Source organism: Kyrpidia spormannii, from assembly GCF_002804065.1.
Taxonomy (GTDB): domain Bacteria; phylum Bacillota; class Bacilli; order Kyrpidiales; family Kyrpidiaceae; genus Kyrpidia; species Kyrpidia spormannii.
In genome coordinates, this window is the sequence record NZ_CP024955.1 from 2,189,490 (window position 1) to 2,204,614 (window position 15,125).

Consider the following 15,125-nt stretch of genomic DNA (forward strand, 5'->3'; position numbering starts at 1 on the left):
CGAGTTGCCAGGTATGTTTAAAATTTCTCATCCCTGGCCAGGATAGAACCATCTGTTACACTTGAGAGGTGAGAGATTCCCGATGACTCGCTATCGGGCGCCGGCCGGGGTGTTCTTGCTGATGGCCTTAACCCAGGCCTCCCATGCCGGAGCCTTCTGGATCGACAACCCCTTCGCCGCCTTCGATTCCACCCGGAATCTGGCCCCTTGGACGGCCTCGGCGGAAGACGGTGCGGGGGGTGCCCTGGCGTCCCGGGGCGGCGACGGGATGACGAACCAAACCCACCACCAGTATCTCGTAAAACCGGGCGAAACAATCTATCGCATCGCAAAACGCTACGGCATCTCGCCGCAGGCCCTGCAAGCGGCGAATGGCATCGTCGACCCGAGATTGTTGCAAAGTGGGCAAACGTTAGTGATCCCGGACGGGGCTGCTCCGACAGCGGCCGCGCCCACCTCTTCGGAGCCGGCGACTACCCAGGAAGGTAAGCCGGCCGCACCGCTGGCCGTGTTCTATTGTACCTTAACCGCCTACACTTCGGGGCCGGAATCCACGGGGAAGTCCCCCGGTGATCCGGGCTACGGCGTCACGGCCAGTGGGCGTCCAGCCACCCCCGGAAGGACGGTGGCTGTTGACCCGAATGTGATTCCTATCGGTACAAAACTGTATATCGAAGGAATCGGCTATCGAGTCGCCGAGGATACGGGCGGTGCCATACGGGGGCGAAGAATCGACATATACATGACCGATGTCAACAAAGCCCTCCAGTTCGGGGTCAAGCGCGATGTGCCCGTCTACATCGTGCAATACCCGTCCAAGTCTTTGTAGGCCCTTGCGCTCTACAAGACCCGACCCCCAAGCCCGACTTGCGAAGGCGCCACCCTTAGAAGGCGCCGCATACGAACAAGGGCCACCTGAAAAAGGTGGCCCTCCCTGCTAAGCATTAAGACGCGCTTACTCATCGATGAAATGCGAATATGAAGTCCTTCAACCGGCTACACTGTTCCACAGTTCCACCACCGCCGGGTGGTTCATCATCTTTTTCTTCACCCGGGCGATGGCGTTGTCCACCGCTTTCACACTGACGAGTTCCAGCTGTTCGGAGATCTCCCGGTAAGACTGCTCGTAAATGTACCGCCGGACGAAACACTCCCGTTCCAGATCTGTCAGCAATTGCTCCAGCAACTCATACAGACGTTCCCGGGCCGCTTTTAGTACGAGCTCGTGCACAACGTCCTCTTCCACCGCCGGCGTGGTCCCGGGTAGAGGTTCTCCCCGATCGTTCGCAGGTCCTTGCTCGTCCACCCGCTTCATCTGATTCATAAACAAGTACTTGGCCCCGTAAACCCTTCGCTTCATCATCGTCTTCATGCGGTTTTCCACAAACATCTTGGCAAAAGGCAAAAACGGAACATGGCCGCTGCGGAAGGAGCGAACGGCATTCCACAACTCGATCCGCAACACCTGAGCCACTTCGTCGTCGGTTTCATACGGGATCCAATATCTTTGAGCCAAGCCTCCCAAAAGCGGATTGAGACGCTGAACCAATTCCGAAAACGCGTCCGCTTCGGACTTGGCCCGACACGCGAGAGCCGTTAGTTCATCCATCTTGCTTCCCCACCCCATTGCAACCGGCTCTGCCCGGTTTCATCTCTTTTACACCGCTTTGATCACCCCGTACCTACAAAGCGGCAAACGGACTTTTTCTCACCCTTCTTTGTTTCAGTCCGTCCTTGACGAATGGTTTTTCTTTTCATATCAACCACCGCCGTCTTTCCAGCGACTACGTGCTCTCGGTATGTATCTGTATCCGGTTGCCAAGGATATTCCAGCTGCGTCCCTCCCCGTCCTTTGGTGATCGGGGATGTCGAACTCGCCCCCGACAGGATCCCCTGATTTTCGAGGATCTCCGACGAAATCCGACAAATCCTGTAACAGAATTGTATCGGAATCCATCTTTATCCTACATGAGACGTTTGGACTAAAACCCCCGAATAAACCCGGAATTGTTCGACAAGCCCAGAAAATCGACTGGGGCGAAAGGCCTATTTTTTACGCCTGTATGTAGGAATCAATGGTTTTCTGTTACCTTTTGTAGGCCTTTCGATACAATCCCTTCACGTCCGGTTCATTCTACGACAGCGGGAGGGGAGGATTTGATCGAGTTTCACCAGGTCAATAAATGGTACGGCTCTTATCATGCCCTGCGCGATATCACGCTTCACAGGAATCAAAAAAAGTTCATCTATGCTCTTTATGAGCACGCGAAAACCAAAATGGAAGAATCCTAGTCTTGAAGGCATATCCCATCTCCCCCGGCCATAGCTATGGACGGGGAGGGACATCGCATGGACCGTTTTACGAGCACAGTGGTACTCGACTTTTTCGTCGCCTTTGGGATCGTGCTGGGCGGTTCGCTCATTGGGGGCATGGCCGCCGTCTTGGTGCACCTGCCACCCGGGAGCACCATGATGCGGCTGGCGGATCATCTTAAGATTTGGGGCCTCGTCAGTGCCCTGGGCGGGACCATGGATACGCTCCGAGTCATCGAGACCGGGGTGCTCGGTGGTCATTTGTCCCCGGTCGCCAAACAATTCACTTACCTCATGGCTGCTTTCCTCGGCAGCCAGGCCGCCTACCTCGTGCTCCGGGCGGCAACCGGAATCAAACCGTGAATCCCGTTCGCGCGGTCGCCGTTTTTCTTCTCGGCCTCATCACCGGCGCCGCGGGGTGGATGGCCATCACCGCCCGGGAAATGGACGAGTTGCATTATACCATCGAACAGTACCGCCTCCAGGTCGACCGACTCACCGAGGAACTTAACGGTTTGCGGGCAAAACTTAACCAGCAGTCCAGAGAACCGGAAATCCGCACCATTGAGGTTCAAGTTCAAACAAACGATCATTTCGCCGAAATCGCTATCCTTCGCTTTGCCAAGGACCAGACCAAAACGTTGATCGGGAAAAGTCTCTCCACCCTCAACGACCACCCCGACCTCATCATCGGCCTTTTGGAGGGACGAACCATTCTCGTGGACGGCCGCGTGTGGGCCATTCACGTCCAGTCTGTCGTCCTGGGAGAAACGGTCCACCTGTACTTGACCGGTGAGCCGGCGCCCCCTCAGCCGAGCCCGAGCCCCGCCTTCCCCGCCGGATCTGGGCCGGCTAATAAAAAGGGGGCGGCCAGCACTACACCTCCGCCCCTTGCCGAATATCAGTCGATTTTCAATACTGCCCCGGTGTTGGCCGAGGTGACGAGCTTTGCGTAACGGGCCAGATACCCCGTGCGGACCTTAGGATCCGGAGCTCGCCACTTTGCCCGACGCTCTGCCAATTCCGCGTCGCTCAACTTCACCTCGAGCTTGCGTCCGGGAATGTCAATCACGACCACATCCCCGTCTTGGAGTAAGGCGATCGGTCCGCCTTCCGCAGCTTCCGGGGAAATGTGCCCCACACTGATTCCCCGCGAGCCCCCGGAAAATCTCCCATCGGTAATGAGTGCAACTTTGGCTCCAAGCCCCATCCCGGCCAGGGCCGACGTCGGCGCCAACATCTCCGGCATACCCGGTCCCCCTTTTGGACCTTCGTACCGGATGACGACCACGTCCCCTTCGTGGATCTTGCCGGACATGATCCCTTCGAAAGCTTCATCCTGGGACTCGAAAATCACCGCCGGACCCTCGAACCGTTTCACCGACTCATCCACGGCACCGGCCTTGATCACCGCTCCGTCCGGAGCCAGGTTCCCGTAAAGAATGGCCAAGCCGCCCGTCTCGCTGTATGCGTTCTCAATGGGCCGGATCACTTCGGCATCCCGGATCTCCGCATTGGCGATGTTCTCACCCAGGGTACGACCGGTCACCGTCATGGCATCCAGGTGCAGCAACCCATCGATCCGGCTCAACTCTTTCAGAATCGCGGAAATACCCCCGGCCCGATGGACATCTTCCATGTGCCAATGGGAAGCGGGGCTGACTTTGCATAGATGGGGGGTCCGTCGGGAAATCTCATCGATTCGAGAAAGGGGGTACTCTACCCCCGCCTCTTTTGCAATCGCCAAGGTGTGAAGAACCGTATTGGTGGAGCCGCCCATCGCCATATCCAGCGCAAAGGCGTTGTCGAGGGAATCGATCGTGACGATATCCCGGGGTTTGATATCCCGGCGCACAAGGTCCAAAATCTGTGCTGCGGCCCTTCGCGCCAATTCTTCCCGCTCCGGGGTGTTCGCCAGAATCGATCCGTTCCCGGGCAGCGCCATGCCCAGGGCCTCGGACAAACAGTTCATAGAATTCGCCGTAAACATCCCTGAACAAGACCCACAACTGGGACATCCATAATCTTCTAGCTCCTTGAGTTCGTCCATCGAGATCTGGCCCGATTGGTACGCCCCCACCCCTTCAAACACGGAGATGAGATCCACGATCTTGCCCGATGGTGTGCGCCCGGCCGCCATGGGTCCGCCGCTGATAAAAATCGTCGGGATATTCACCCGCATTGCCGCCATTAACATACCCGGCGTAATCTTATCGCAATTCGGGATACAGATCAGGCCGTCGAACCAATGGGCCATGGCCATCGTTTCCACCGCGTCAGCAATCAGCTCCCGGCTGGGCAAGGAAAAGCGCATCCCGATGTGACCCATGGCAATGCCGTCGTCCACGCCGATGGTGTTGAATTCAAAGGGCACCCCGCCCGCTTCCCGGACCGCTTCCTTAATCAACCGGCCAAACTCCTGCAAGTGCACGTGGCCGGGAATAATCTCGACAAAGGAATTACAAATGCCGATAAAAGGCTTTCCGAAATCTTCATCCCGTACCCCCGTGGCCTTCAAGAGGCTGCGATGCGGCGCCTTGTCCACACCGCGTTTAATCATATCGCTTCGCACAACTTTCACTCCTTCTTGGCCGCGACCAAAGCCGCCGATCGGCTCGCCGTGTTCCAGACTGTTCTTATTCTATCAATGGGTCCGATCTTTGTACAGCCGAGGGTCGGGCCACACCCGGCACCACCTCCGGATCGCATCACCCCATTTCCAAGAATAACTGGCGATAATGGCGGATCGTGGTCAAACCGTGCCGCAACGCCGCCTCGGCCCGGACATAATCCCCCCGTTTGCGATAGAGTTCCACCAGGTCCGGGTAGGCTTCTGACAGCCGCTCTTCGTCACCTAAAGTTTGCCAAATCGCCACAGCCTTTTCCAACTCGACCACTGTTCCCTCCAGATCCCCGACCTCCCGTAAAATCCGGGACAACAGATATCGAATCCGCGCCTCTTGCCCACTGTCGGGCTCTGCGGACTCCAAAGCCTGCCGGCATATGGTCTTTGCTTCCTCCGGCCGGCCGCTCTGAAGCGACAACAGCGCGATCTGCTCCAGGGTCTCCACCCATTCGTCCCGATGTCCGGCGTTGCGGTACTCCTCTGCACACTCCCGCAACATAAACATCGAGTCCGCGACCTTCCCCAGGTAACCATAATACCGGGCATAACGTGCTTTGATGTCCAGATACAACTTTCGCTGCCGGGCGTCTTCAAACAACCTCATCGCCCGTTCCGCGTACTGGCACGCTTTCTTGTCCTCCCCCATGGCATGTAAAACCTCGGCCAGTTGAAGCGCCACTTTTCCGACTTTTGCCGGGTCCTTCTGGATCGAAACGAAAGCCTTGGCCAACACTCGGCCGGCATCTTCGAGCCGCCCCACCCGGGCATAGGCCATCCCCAAGTGATAATAGACCTCCGAGAAGAGGGTGCCGTACAGATCGGCCTCCTCCCCCATCCGTTCACACGCCTTTTCCCAATGGTAAATCGCCAGGGAGACCCGGCGCAGCTGAAGCCGGGCCCGGGCCAGGCGATCTAAACATTGCACCATCACTTGCGGGTCCGCCTCTCCGTCAAGCCCCTCGACCAGTTTTTCCAAGAGTTCTTCCGCTTGTTCCCATTGTTCTGTCCGTACATAACATTCTGCTAAATCTACCTGCAGTTTCCACGCGGGAACATATAGCGGTTCTTGTTGCAAAAGGTCTTGAAGGATCGGCGCCGCCTCTTGGGCCATCCCAGCTTCCATCTTCCCTTTGGCCAACTTGTACAACGCGTTCTGCCGCGTCTGCTGGGCGACGTCAGAAAGAAAATGTTCCAGGGGCAACGCCAGACGTTCGGCCAATGCCCTTAACACCCGATACGAAGGCATGGCTTTGTCCGATTCAATCTGACTGACCATGCTCACTGTCACGATGCCTTCCGCCAACGATTGTTGGGTCAGCCCCCGGGCCCGCCTCGCTTCGCGGATCTTCCACCCTAAGGAACCAGTGGGATTCTCTGTTCGTGTTCGGTCCGGCTGTGGCCGGCCTCCTGTCCGGTTCCCGCTCACTGACACCCCTCCCACCCCATTGCATTGTCCACATTTGTAGAACCGTGGCACACACAACTATACCATAGCCTGCCAAGTTGGACTAGATCAATTTCCTTTAACTTACGAATGATTTTGATTAAAGCTCCGGGACTCGGGGCTCACTTCTCCGGGAATAGCCCGGTTCATCCCTTCCCGCACAGCCTGCTCCCATCCCGGCACAGCGAACCGGTAACTGCCCATCACCAGGCTGGGTTGCGCTAACCCCAACCAAGCGAGGGGCGCCAGCCACCCTGGAACGATTGCCTCCGCCCGTCGACGGCGCAAAACGCGGTCCACCGCCCGGCTGACATCCTCCGGGCGCAAAAGCGGCATCCACCGGGGAACCCGGTACAAAGGGGTGTGGAGCTTTCCCTTCACCATCGCCGTATCCACCGGCCCGGGAGAGACGAGCCCCACGTGAAATCCTTGCGGAGCCAGCTCTTGGCGCAGAGAGGCGGCAAACCCCCGAAGGGCCATTTTGCTGCTGCAATAGGCCGCGAAAAAGGGTAAGGGAAAATGAGTGGACAAGGAAGATAACAGGACAATGGACCTCATCCCCCCTCGCCCGAGAATCGGTACTAAGCCCTGAACGGCCCGAACGGCCCCCCAGAAATTCACATTCATCGTCTGTTCGAACTCTTCCGTCAACATCCCGGATACCGGAGCCAAGGGCAGAATCCCCGCCGAATAAATGAGGGCATCCAATCGCCCGAGGCTTTGTTCAACAGCCTCGGCCATGGCCGAAGCCGCTTCGGTGGAGGTCACGTCGACAGAAAAAACGTGTACCTTTCCCGGCAACGTTTCGGCCGCCCTCAGCAAACCATCCCGGTCCCGGGCAAAGAGAATGAGCTCGGCACCCTCCCCAGATAACCGAGTTGCAACGGCCTGGCCGATCCCCCGGGAGGCGCCAACGATCGCCACACATCGGCCGTCATAGAATCCCACTTTGATCCCCCTTCCGCGTGTTCGTCATGCCGGTGAGAAACACATCGGCAAATCGCTTCATACATACCTCGTCTTCACATAAGGGGACGCCATCGGAGACTGGCCGACCACATATGATACACGAAGAAGATCCCCCGCCCCATTCAACGAGGTGGGGCGGGTCTTCGGGGGGACGCATATCGGGTGTCATCGGCTGTCACCCCGTCTCAAACCATCGGGACATGACGGAGAATTTTCCCGTCGATCCGCGCAAAAATGTCGTCCAAATCCGTGCCCGTAATCGTCAAGCCGTGATTCTTGAGGCCAATCACCGCCCGTTCGGGCCGCGGCGCCTCCCGGACGAGTCCCGCCACTTCCCTGGCCAACTGAATCGTCCCGCAGGGGTAATTCACCTGGGTGGCCTTCACGCCGTCCATCCACGCGTGGACGTGGACAATGGCACCAACCTGGGGATGGTCGCGGTAGATCATCCAATGCTCAATGGCGTCCACAGACACCCGGCGGGGCTGAATGTGGGGAGGAACGGACAGGACCATCTCGTTGCGAGTCTCATCGTAATCTTTCACCAACAGCACGTGCTCGCCCACGGTGGTCATCGCTCCTTTATTAATGCCGCTGGCACTCATCCAGAAACCGCCGCTCGGGCAACGGGCGCTGAGATTACCGTAGCTGAGCCCCCCGATACCGAACAAATGGTGGATATGGCGCATGTCCCGGGGCGATAACAATTGCTCCATTGGAAAAGGCGCAGGCAACAAGTCCCATTCATCCAGCCGCCGGCCCGCTTCGCACAACCGCTTGGATACGGCATCTCCTTCCCACAGGAACTCGGGAAGATCCGGTTCAAATCGATTGTTGATCACCAACCGCGACGTGGCGAGGGGCCACAGCCGATCCACCACCTTCGCAATCCACCGATCAAACCCGCCGTCCTCTTCCACCACGTAAGAGCCTTGCTCCAGCGTCACGAAGGCCGCCCGGCAAGCCGAGGGATCCCGATCCGTCATGAGCAGGAGATTCCCCAGGGATCGAATGAGCATCGGATAACCGAAATGAAGGAGATTGTCCGGCCACTGGTCGAGAAAGACCACCGACACCACGTACACACTTTGCGAACGCCGCCGATAGGGGATTATCCGGCCGGGCTCCAACACGTGAAAGACCACCGTAGATTCCCGAATCTCTGCCTGATCCGCCTGCACCATCCCTCTCCGGCGCATCTCCGCCTGCAGCGCATCGAGAAAACGGTCTTCCGCCGTATCCCAATCCCCTACGATTGCAAACCCCATCGCAAATCCCTCCCCGCGGCCATTTCGGCAAATCTTTGGAAAAAGTATGCCCTTCCCTTCAACTCCTCATGCCGACCATCGAACGAGCCATCGCACATTTTCCCGGCCCTAGGTAAGGCGTCCACAATTCTTGGCGCAGGGCTGCATCTTTATAGCACCAGATAAGGAGGTGAACAACGTATGTACTGGGGTGTGTTCGGTCCCGCGACCCGCTGGGCCGTCGTGTTCCTGATCATCTTTGTGTTGTTCTTCCTCATCGCACCCGGCGACGGGTTGGGCGGTTACGGAGTCGGCGGTGGTGCAGCAGCCAGCGCGGCGGCTTTCTAAGACGGCAAGGGTACGCGAGGGGAGGGGACACCCTCCCTTCACGGCCATTCCGCCACTCCTTCAACCGCCCGATCCACGTCTTCTTCGCTATTGAAAAATCCTAAAGAGGCTCGCACCCACGGAGTTCTGGGAATGATCCGCATCAGAATGCCTCGGGATCGCAGTCTTTCCAGCACCTCTTCAGGCTTCCGCCCCTGCACTTCAAAACTCACCAGTCCCGCATGATTGTCCGGTGTGACCACCTGAACGCCGGGAACTTCGCCGAGCAACGACCGAAACCTCGCCGCCAATCGATGGGTTCGGCGGTAAATCCCCGTCCACCCCACGTCTTCACCGAATCGCAGACTCTCCAGCATTCCAGCAAAGAGTGGCGCCGAGAACGATGCCACTTCGAATTTTCGCGCGTCTTGATGAAGGACCACCTCGGGCCAAGGTCCCATCTGTTTGAGCCCGGCCCACCCCACCAAAGTAGGCTGGACTTGTTCCAACCGGTCTTCGGCAATATACAGGGCGCCGCACCCCTCGGGGCCGCACAGCCATTTTTGTCCCGGCATGGCGTAAAAATCCACGCCCGTTTGTTTGAGATTCAAGGGGAGAGCACCGACGCCCTGGGCGCCATCCACCAGTGTCCACAACCCCCGCTCCCTTGCCCAGGAAGCCACGCGCTCCATTGGCAACACAGCCCCGGTTTGGTAGGAAACATGGGAGAAAGCGATCATTCGAGTCCTCGAAGTCACCGCCTGCTCCAACGCCGCAATCATGTTTTTCTCCCCGACCCCGAGGTCGATGAACCGGATCTGGACCCCTTTGCGAGAAGCGAGGAGATAAAGGGGCATGATGACGCCGGAGTGCTCGAGGTTTGTAGTGATCACTTCGTCGCCCGCCTGCCAATCGAGCCCCGCCAAGGCCAGCCCGATCCCCTCTGTGGTGTTCTGGGTCAAGGCAATGGAAGCGGTCGTTGCTCCTGTCAATTCTGCCCAGGCCCGACGAAGGGTTTCTTTCAACTCGGAGACACGCTGGTGGAGCTCTGGATCGATCCGACCCCGATCCACCTCCGCCGCCGTCTGTTTCTCCACGGCGCGCATTGCCCGCTCCGGGAGGGGACCGGTGGTCCCCGTATTCATATAAATCCACCGCATTGCCGCCGGCATCTCCTGGCGGATCTGGTCCAGCGACATTCGCAGTTCTTCGGTCACCACACATCCTCCTGTCCATCTGGCCCCGTCGGGGCGATTTTTTCGTCTGCCCGAGATTCCGGGAAACACTGTGCCCACCGGGTCGCCCCGAGGGCTTCGGGCGGCGCTACTTGTAAAAAACCGGCTCATCTGTGGGTTCAAGGTATGAACCGTAGGTCCAGATCAATTCGTGCTGGATATTGATCAAGTATTCCCCGTCGCCGAGAACCTGCTCCACAATCCCCACCCGATACCGATGACGCCGCACATGCCCGAGGTATTTCACTTTTTGTCCGACTTGGAACTCCCCTCCCGTCGTTCCAGACACAAGATCCAGCGCCCCGGGAAACTCTCTGCCCAGATCGTCTGACACGTGGAGAGTCGCCGGACGGCGATGGTGCCGTCCACCGGCCCTTGGCCCTTCTCCGGGAAGGCGCCCCCGCCCGTGCCCCGGAGGACGCCGGCGGCGGGATCCCCGGCGCCCGGCGGAAGAACCCGGACTTGGCTTATCATGAGACATCCATCCTCCACCCGCGGGTTTATTCGACCGCCTTCCGTCACCGCGCTCCATCGGCTCCGTCCGGCCCCCTATCCTCGCCATTTTTCAACACGCGACCCCGATGCCGAAGCACCATCCTGGCAAAAACGCCATCATCCACCGGCCCGAGATTCGCGCGGTACAGATCGAGGGAAATGTGGCAACCATCCCGGTCTTCTTCGGTCTCAAAACGGGCCGCGCCCACCGATCCATCCATAAGCGTGTACGTCAAATAAAAGGAACTCACCGTCTCGGAGGAGCACACCTCCTTATCTCTCTGTCTCTTTTCCATGCTACAATGATACCAGTTCAGCGCAAAAAGAACACCTGTGAGGAGGCCGCTGCATGTACACCCCGTACAGTCCCGGGCGACTATCCCGGTTCACCCAGCAAAAAAATGCCGCCGCGCGGCGAAAACGCATGCGCCGCCGCCGGTTGACCCTCGCGGTTCTCGTCTTGGTTCTCGGGTGGACAGGATGGGAGTTGGGGCGGGCCATCGCCACCTGGGCTAGGGGAACTGACGCATCGGCCCACCTTGCCCCGCCGGATTATACAGCACTGAAACAAGCCATCAACGGATACATAACGTCTCAGCCCGGAACTTATGGCGTCGTCGTAGTGGACCTAGACTCGGGCGCGAAGCTCGACATCGACGGAAATCGCGTTTTTTTCGCGGCCAGCACCTTTAAGCTTCCTATGAATCTCTATCTTTACACGTTGATCGCCCAAGGTAAAGTCGATCCCAACACCAAACTCATCTACGAGGCGTCCGATTACGAAGATGGCACAGGATGGATTGCCTCCACCCCCGTGGGAACGGAGTACACGATCCGAGAACTGTCCCAAGCCTCGATCGTGGCGAGTGACAACGTGGCCACGAATATTCTCCTGGACGACCTGGGGGTCGACAACGTAAAGGCCTTTATGCGCCAATTGGGCGGCAAAGAGGTGGTGGATGGCGACAACGTGACTACTCCTGACGACATGGCCCTGTATGCGGTGAAATTATTTGAATTCGTCAAGAAAAATCCCACTGTGGCGGCGCCCCTGATCGACGACCTGGAACACACGGATTTTAACGATCGAATCCCGGCCAAACTGCCGAAGGGAGTCCCGGTGGCACACAAGATCGGCAACTGGACCGATCAATGGCACGACGTGGGGATCGTCTTCCTGTCCGGGCGCCCGTACGTGATCAGCCTATTCAGCCGGGACATCGACCAGGACACCGCCGCCCAGGTTCTTTCCACCGTGTCGAGAATGGTGTACGATTACCAAGCCACCCTCCCCAAGTCATCCTAATTTCCCGGAAGGCGCCTCGGCAGCCTCGTCCAGCGCCTTCAAAATGGGCTCCCGGTGCTCCCGGCACCGCTCCCTCCATTCGGGTGGAACCAACACATACAAACGCCACAGGTCCCGATATTTTTGTTCCAAGAGGCGCACCTCCAATTCGGTGGTCACCCCCGCCTCGCCCAAGGGTTTCACCCCGTCTGCCGTCAGACACCGGGCATCGACCTCTTTCATAAAGGTCTCCGCCTGGCAGTAAAGAATCACCTCGTCTTCCCCACATCCCAAGCGCCGGGCTATCCACCGTTCCAGTCTTCGGCGGGTGGCCGGTTCCCGGAGACCCTGGACCCACCGAATCCTCTGTTCCGGGGAGAGATCGCCAGGATACACTTCTACTCCGCGTTTAAAAAGGCCCCGGCGCGCCAAGCGATCCAACATGCGGCCGATCCGGCCGTCCTTCTCGCCCATGCGCCGAAGAGCTTCCAATAGTTCCGCATCCCCCCAGCCCAAAAGCTGCTCCTCGGTGATCCCTTCTCCTTCCGCCCCCCATTCCACCATCCGGGCCACCATCGCCGACGAAGCAATTTTCGCATGATGATAATACAACCGTTCTGTCAGTACATACCGCATATGAAGCATATGGAAAAATTCAGACCGCACGTCCGCCCGTTCCCGGCCCCCTTTGACGAGGTTCAGGGCCAACCTTCCCTCCGCGATGATAAAATTGGACACGATCCGATCGTCGTAATCCATTCGAAGGCCGGCAAATCGCGCGTCCCGGCGCACGTAATCGAACAGATCCGCGTCCACCGTCCCGGATACGATCTCTCTCGCCCATGGCCATTCAAAAGGTTCCCGGGGATCCAGGAGCCTGTGGACAAAAGACAGCACCCCCATCCGGTCCAAGAGTTCGCCGATCTCTTCGGAGAACACGTGACGAAGCCGGGCACCGGTGTCGTGGCGAGGAAACAGGCGCCACTCATCCTCCAGGGTGTGACCAAAGGGGACGTGGGTCACGTCATGAAGCAAAGCCGCCAAAGCCACCCCTTCCAGTTGTCCCGCATCCGCTTGGGTGAGTTCGGACGAACCGGCCGCCCACAGGTGGTTCATGATCTGTTTCGCCACCCAATAAGTGCCAAGGGAATGCTCGAACCGGGTGTGGTGACACCCGGGGTACACGAGGTAGGCCGTTCCCAGTTGCCGAATCCCCCGCAATCGTTGAAAAGCCCGGGTATCGATCACCCGGGTGGCCCAAGAACTGAGATGAATATCGCCGTGGATCGGGTCGCGGATCATCATGGGGCTCACCTCTCCTCCATTGTACCGAGCCGGGGGATGACCGTCCACGTTTGGGACCCCAAGAGCCTCACCCCTCAGCCAATCAAAGGTCCCGGCGCACACGAGCGACCGGGGCTTTGCTAAGCGAAGGCGGCATTCACATCGTAGAATCGCATCAACAGATCGATCACCGTGGTTTTACCCGCTCCGGTGGGGCCGACGATCAGCCACGGTACGCCCGGGTACGTTTTCGTCTTATCGCAAACATTTGTTTGCAATTCTTTCCCCTACCCGTTATAATAAAGAGCACCACATCAAGAGAGGGGGCTGCGGGAACCCCGTACGGGAGACCCGCACAAAGGGTGAAGAAACGCTGGGTGATCCATGCTGTGTTTGTGGGGTTAATTGCGGCTGAAGCAAAAGAGGATCGTCGGCCGGTGCTGGTTGTGCAAGATGGTCAGATCCTTGATTACAACACATCGGCGAAGGAGCTAGGAATCACTCCTTTCAAGACTTTAATAGAAGCTCTTCGGCTGGCACCGGACGCCCTCGTAGTGGATTTCCACCCGCGCCACCACCGGAAGTGGATTGATACCATGCAGGACATCCTCCGCGGATGGACTCCGTGGTTAAAGATCGTTTCAGATCAGGAATGGTATGCCGCCTTTTATTCAGAGCATCCCCGGGAACAATGGCGGGAGTTATTTGCCCGCCTGAAGGACCGACTTCCCGATCGAGGGTGGAGGGGATATAGCGGCCTCGCCGGCCGTCCGTCGACAGCCGAAGCCATTTCCCTGCGCATCGTCGAAGAAGGCCTGAGGGCGTTCTCCCCGCCCTCTCGCATGGCAGTGCTGCCGGTGTCCGGCGCTTGGGTCGAAGATGACGCCGAGTTTGTCCGCCACCTTCCCCTTCGGTTCTTTCGGCACATTCCACCTCAGATAAAGGAGGAGATGGAACGACTCGGCGTACACACCGGAGAGCAGTTGACGAAGATCCCCCCCGTTTTGCTACAAAGGAGGTTTGGCCCTGAAGCTCTTACTTGGCAGCACTTTGCTGCCGGAGAGCTCGGGGATTCTTTTGTTCCCCGAGACCCCGGTAAAACCTTGTCACAAACCTGGGTAGCCCCAGCTGGGGAGGCGGTCCCGACTGAGTCGACCGAGCTTTTATTAGATCTGCTGTGTGATGCATTAGTAAAGCGACTTGAACGAGAACAAGTCGGAATCCAAGGAATCGCCATCCAGTGGACCGACGATGAAGGAAACCGGGTCTGGGAACAGCATTTGTTCCCCGAAGTTCTCGCTCATCCCGAAGGAATTCGGAGATCCGCTCGGGTATTAAACATTCGCCTTCGAAGCCGGCACCCCGAGATAACCCGAATTTCCGGGGTTCAACTCACCGCCACACACCTTCATCCCTTTCGCGGGGAACAGGTAAGCTGGCTTTTACGAGGGAACGAGTTCTACCCTCCCCTCGAATTCCGGCAACAAACATGGCGATTTTTGATCGACGAGTTAGGGCAAAAGTACCCCCGCGCTCCGATTCGTTTCGGACTTTCCGTTCCCTGGCGAAATCAACGACAAGCTTGGTGGGATCCTTGGCAAAACAGCTCACAGGCGTGTGGGAGTCCGCCAAATCCAATGAAGGGCTCCCAGTTGTCCTCTTGAGCCGGCTGATCGACCGCCCCGTTGCAGTCCGGGTGAAAAAAGGCCTGCCCGATTCTTTCTCGTTCCGCGGACAGAGCCACCAGATCCTCGAAATTATCGATCAGTGGGAAGAAAGCGGAGCTTGGTGGAAAGGAGAGCCTTCCTATCGAATCTACCGCGTTCAGACGGCGGATCTTGGGGTCTTCGACCTCAAACGATACAAAGAGGAGTGGCGGTTGTACCGAATCTGGGACTGA

The 15,125-nt window shown here is 58.1% G+C and carries 19 protein-coding genes; 8 read left to right on the plus strand and 11 right to left on the minus strand.

Annotated features, from left to right (window positions below; all coding sequences use genetic code 11):
• The first annotated feature begins 82 nt into the window (after nt 1-82).
• Nucleotides 83-829 carry a 3D domain-containing protein gene (locus tag CVV65_RS11015; RefSeq protein WP_100668170.1) on the plus strand — a complete coding sequence of 249 codons (747 nt, stop codon included), beginning with the start codon at nt 83-85 and terminating at the stop codon, nt 827-829.
• Nucleotides 830-988: 159 nt separating this feature from the next.
• On the opposite strand, the gene CVV65_RS11020 is transcribed toward CVV65_RS11015, so the two are convergent.
• On the minus strand, nt 989-1,609 hold the full coding sequence (locus tag CVV65_RS11020; RefSeq protein WP_157935483.1) for a sigma-70 family RNA polymerase sigma factor: 621 nt from the start codon (nt 1,607-1,609) through the stop codon (nt 989-991).
• A gap of 548 nt (nt 1,610-2,157) precedes the next feature.
• Here CVV65_RS11020 and CVV65_RS17285 point away from each other — a divergent pair.
• From CVV65_RS17285 to CVV65_RS11030, 3 genes are read left to right on the plus strand one after another with little or no spacing between them, the layout of a single operon-like run.
• Nucleotides 2,158-2,292: a hypothetical protein gene (locus tag CVV65_RS17285; RefSeq protein ID WP_269148818.1), complete on the plus strand. Its 135-nt coding sequence runs from the start codon at nt 2,158-2,160 to the stop codon at nt 2,290-2,292.
• A 57-nt stretch (nt 2,293-2,349) separates the two neighbouring features.
• A complete protein-coding gene (locus CVV65_RS11025; protein WP_013075053.1) occupies nt 2,350-2,676 on the plus strand; it encodes a YtrH family sporulation protein in 327 nt (108 codons plus the stop codon).
• The gene (locus CVV65_RS11030) at nt 2,673-3,269 is read left to right on the plus strand and encodes a sporulation membrane protein YtrI (protein WP_100668172.1); all 597 of its coding nucleotides are present in this window, start codon (nt 2,673-2,675) and stop codon (nt 3,267-3,269) included. Before CVV65_RS11025 ends, CVV65_RS11030 begins: the two co-directional genes overlap by 4 nt.
• Here CVV65_RS11030 and ilvD read toward each other — a convergent pair.
• From ilvD to CVV65_RS11050, 4 genes are all read right to left on the minus strand, one after another.
• A complete protein-coding gene (gene ilvD / locus CVV65_RS11035) occupies nt 3,215-4,885 on the minus strand; it encodes a dihydroxy-acid dehydratase (protein WP_100668173.1) in 1,671 nt (556 codons plus the stop codon). The two genes, CVV65_RS11030 and ilvD, sit on opposite strands and share 55 nt — an antisense overlap.
• Before the next feature lie 136 nt (nt 4,886-5,021).
• Entirely contained in the window at nt 5,022-6,365 is a 1,344-nt protein-coding gene (locus tag CVV65_RS11040; protein WP_198592005.1) for a helix-turn-helix domain-containing protein, read from the minus strand.
• Between the two features lie 102 nt (nt 6,366-6,467).
• A complete protein-coding gene (locus CVV65_RS11045) occupies nt 6,468-7,331 on the minus strand; it encodes an SDR family NAD(P)-dependent oxidoreductase (RefSeq protein WP_157935484.1) in 864 nt (287 codons plus the stop codon).
• A gap of 206 nt (nt 7,332-7,537) precedes the next feature.
• Complete coding sequence (locus CVV65_RS11050; RefSeq protein ID WP_100668176.1) at nt 7,538-8,620, minus strand: class II aldolase/adducin family protein; 1,083 nt, start codon at nt 8,618-8,620, stop codon at nt 7,538-7,540.
• Between the two features lie 180 nt (nt 8,621-8,800).
• On the opposite strand from CVV65_RS11050, the gene CVV65_RS16965 reads away from it, so the two are divergent.
• Nucleotides 8,801-8,947, plus strand: a complete 147-nt coding sequence (locus CVV65_RS16965; RefSeq protein WP_170085966.1) for a hypothetical protein — start codon at nt 8,801-8,803, stop codon at nt 8,945-8,947.
• Nucleotides 8,948-8,985: 38 nt separating this feature from the next.
• Here the strand turns inward: CVV65_RS16965 and CVV65_RS11055 are convergent, their stop codons facing one another.
• From CVV65_RS11055 to CVV65_RS11065, 4 genes are all read right to left on the minus strand, one after another.
• A complete protein-coding gene (locus CVV65_RS11055) occupies nt 8,986-10,143 on the minus strand; it encodes an aminotransferase class V-fold PLP-dependent enzyme (protein ID WP_157935485.1) in 1,158 nt (385 codons plus the stop codon).
• A gap of 106 nt (nt 10,144-10,249) precedes the next feature.
• Entirely contained in the window at nt 10,250-10,408 is a 159-nt protein-coding gene (locus CVV65_RS16775; protein ID WP_157935486.1) for a hypothetical protein, read from the minus strand.
• Nucleotides 10,405-10,635: a hypothetical protein gene (locus CVV65_RS16780; protein WP_157935487.1), complete on the minus strand. Its 231-nt coding sequence runs from the start codon at nt 10,633-10,635 to the stop codon at nt 10,405-10,407. Before CVV65_RS16780 ends, CVV65_RS16775 begins: the two co-directional genes overlap by 4 nt.
• Nucleotides 10,636-10,679: 44 nt before the next feature.
• Nucleotides 10,680-10,925, minus strand: a complete 246-nt coding sequence (locus CVV65_RS11065; RefSeq protein WP_100668179.1) for a hypothetical protein — start codon at nt 10,923-10,925, stop codon at nt 10,680-10,682.
• Nucleotides 10,926-11,005: 80 nt separating this feature from the next.
• Between CVV65_RS11065 and CVV65_RS11070 the strand changes: the two genes are divergently transcribed.
• A complete protein-coding gene (locus CVV65_RS11070; protein ID WP_100668180.1) occupies nt 11,006-11,962 on the plus strand; it encodes a serine hydrolase in 957 nt (318 codons plus the stop codon).
• Here CVV65_RS11070 and CVV65_RS11075 read toward each other — a convergent pair.
• Together CVV65_RS11075 and CVV65_RS16785 are read right to left on the minus strand one after the other, a co-directional pair.
• The gene (locus CVV65_RS11075) at nt 11,954-13,246 is read right to left on the minus strand and encodes an HD domain-containing protein (protein WP_100668181.1); all 1,293 of its coding nucleotides are present in this window, start codon (nt 13,244-13,246) and stop codon (nt 11,954-11,956) included. The two genes, CVV65_RS11070 and CVV65_RS11075, sit on opposite strands and share 9 nt — an antisense overlap.
• 119 nt (nt 13,247-13,365) lie before the next feature.
• The gene (locus tag CVV65_RS16785; RefSeq protein ID WP_157935488.1) at nt 13,366-13,503 is read right to left on the minus strand and encodes a hypothetical protein; all 138 of its coding nucleotides are present in this window, start codon (nt 13,501-13,503) and stop codon (nt 13,366-13,368) included.
• A gap of 84 nt (nt 13,504-13,587) precedes the next feature.
• Between CVV65_RS16785 and CVV65_RS16790 the strand changes: the two genes are divergently transcribed.
• Entirely contained in the window at nt 13,588-14,889 is a 1,302-nt protein-coding gene (locus CVV65_RS16790) for a Y-family DNA polymerase (protein WP_157935489.1), read from the plus strand.
• Nucleotides 14,886-15,125, plus strand: coding sequence for a DUF6504 family protein (locus CVV65_RS11085; protein WP_100668183.1), 240 nt, complete (start codon nt 14,886-14,888; stop codon nt 15,123-15,125). The genes CVV65_RS16790 and CVV65_RS11085 overlap by 4 nt, the downstream gene beginning before the upstream one ends.